General features: G+C 68.5%; 2 protein-coding genes and 1 pseudogene. All 3 read left to right on the forward strand.

Annotated features, from left to right (window positions below):
* The first annotated feature begins 73 nt into the window (after positions 1-73).
* A complete protein-coding gene (gene mmsB, locus ACTHJR_RS04990) occupies positions 74-961 on the forward strand; it encodes a 3-hydroxyisobutyrate dehydrogenase (protein ID WP_440522023.1) in 888 nt (295 codons plus the stop codon).
* Positions 958-1,425 carry a GreA/GreB family elongation factor gene (locus ACTHJR_RS04995; RefSeq protein WP_440522024.1) on the forward strand — a complete coding sequence of 156 codons (468 nt, stop codon included), beginning with the start codon at positions 958-960 and terminating at the stop codon, positions 1,423-1,425. Before mmsB ends, ACTHJR_RS04995 begins: the two co-directional genes overlap by 4 nt.
* A 244-nt stretch (positions 1,426-1,669) precedes the next feature.
* Positions 1,670-2,101, forward strand: a pseudogene (locus ACTHJR_RS05000) (M1 family peptidase); the annotation flags it as partial.

The raw sequence follows: 2,101 nt of genomic DNA on the forward strand, positions 1-2,101 counted from the left end.
GCTTCGCTAGGCAGCAAGCTGCCAAGCTACGGTATCCTCTCCCGTCAAGGGAGAGGAGGTACAGGAGAGAATAATGGCACGCGTCGCATTCATCGGGCTGGGCAACATGGGTGGCGGGATGGCCGCCAACCTGGCGAAGAAGGGGCACGACGTCCGCGCCTTCGACCTCTCGGCCGAGGCGCTCGACCGGGCCAAGGCCGCCGGCTGCCTGCCCGTCGCCAGCGCTGCGGAAGCTGTCGACGGTGCGGAGGCCGTGATCACCATGATCCCGGCCGGCAAGCATGTCGAAAGCGTCTACAACGAGTCGATCCTCGGTACGGCACTGGTGTCGGCGATCCTGATCGATTGCTCGACGATCGACGTCGCCACCGCCAAGCGGGTGGGCGAAGCGGCGCAGGCCAAGGGTTACGCCTCGGTCGACGCGCCGGTGTCGGGCGGGATCGCGGCGGCCAATGCCGGCACCTTGACCTTCATGGCGGGCGGCTCGGCCGAGGCGTTCGACCGCGCGCAGCCGTTCCTCGCCGACATGGGCAAGGCGGTGATCCATGCCGGCGCGAGCGGCGCGGGGCAGGCCGCCAAGATCTGCAACAACATGGTGCTCGGCGCCGAGATGATCGCGACCTGCGAGGCATTCCTGCTCGCCGACAAGCTCGGGCTCGACCCGCAGAAATTCTTCGACATCGCCAGCGTCAGCTCGGGCCAGAGCTGGTCGCTGACCAGCTATGCGCCGTGGCCGGGCGTGGGGCCGGAGACGCCGGCCGACCGCGACTATCAGGGCGGTTTCGCGACCGCGCTGATGCTCAAGGACTTGCGGCTGGCGATGGAAGCGGCAGCGTCGGTCGATGCCGACACGCCGATGGGTGCGCGCGCGGCCGAGCTCTACCAGGCGTTCAACGATGCCGGGAATGGCGGGCTCGATTTCTCGGCGATCATCCGGCTGCTCGACAAGCACGAGCAATGAGCGTCGCGTTCCGCCGAGAGAGCGACGAGGAGCACAAGGAGCCGCGCTTCGGACTGCCGATCCCGGCGGGACCGAACCTCGTCACCGAAGGCGGGCCCGCGCTGATCGACGCTCGCATCGCCGCGCTGGAGGCGGAGCAGGCGGGGGCGGACGAGACGCGGCGCGAGGAGATCGCGCGCGACCTGCGCTATTGGCACACGCGCCGGGTGACCGCGGTCGTCGCGCCGGTGCCGCCGACGGACGAGATCGCGTTCGGATCGCGCGTGCGGATCGCGGTCGATGGCGGCGAGCGGGAGATCCGTATCGTCGGGGACGACGAGCGGGACCCGGCAGCGGGGTTGATCGCGTTTTCGGCGCCGTTGGCACGGGCGTTGATCGGGGCGGGAGAGGGGGAAGTCGTCTCGCTTCCCGGGCGGCCGGATGCGGTCGAGGTGATCGAGATTCTTCCGGTCGCTGCGACATAGAATCTCCCCTCCCTGTAAGGGAGGGGCCGGGGGGTGGGTGCGCGCGAAGCGCGTCTGCACTGTCCTCCGAGGATATTTGGCTGCCCGGCAAAACAGCGATGACGAGGCATCGAGCCTCGTCATCGCTCACCCACCCCTTAATCCCCTCCCTTGCAGGGAGGGGAGACAAAACGCGGCCCCGCTGGACAACCGCCCGTCATTGTGGCGGAAGGGCGGTCCCTCCCCAAGCCCAGGATCCTCCCCGATGTTCAGCCGCCTGGCCCTCCTTTCCGCTTCCGCTCTCATCCTCGCCGGTACCACTGCCGCGAGCCCGTCCAGCTACCAGCCGCGCGAGACCTTCGCGCCCTATGACATGGGCCAGGCGGTCAATCGTTATCGCGGCGGCGACGGCATGCCCGGTCCCGATTATTGGCAGAATCGCGCCGATTATCAGATCCATGCGACACTCGACCCGGCCGCGCACACGATCAAGGGCGAGGTGACGATCACCTACACCAACGCCAGCCCGAGCGCGCTCGACGTGCTATGGCTCCAGCTCGACCAGAATCTCTACCGCCCGGGATCGCGTGGCAGCCTGGCGCAGGGCGGCGCGCCACGCGGCAATACCGACGGCATGACGCTCGACCAGGTGTCGGTCACGCTGGGCAAGACAGCGGTGCCGGTCACGCCGGTCATC

Source organism: Sphingomonas sp. (genome assembly GCF_051962185.1).
GTDB lineage: Bacteria > Pseudomonadota > Alphaproteobacteria > Sphingomonadales > Sphingomonadaceae > Sphingomonas.

Coding starts and splice junctions, on each gene's coding strand:
- ACTHJR_RS04995 (WP_440522024.1), top strand. CDS start 958: ATGAGCGTCGCGTTCCGCCGAGAGAGCGACGAGGAGCACAAGGAGCCG.
- mmsB (WP_440522023.1), top strand. CDS start 74: ATGGCACGCGTCGCATTCATCGGGCTGGGCAACATGGGTGGCGGGATG.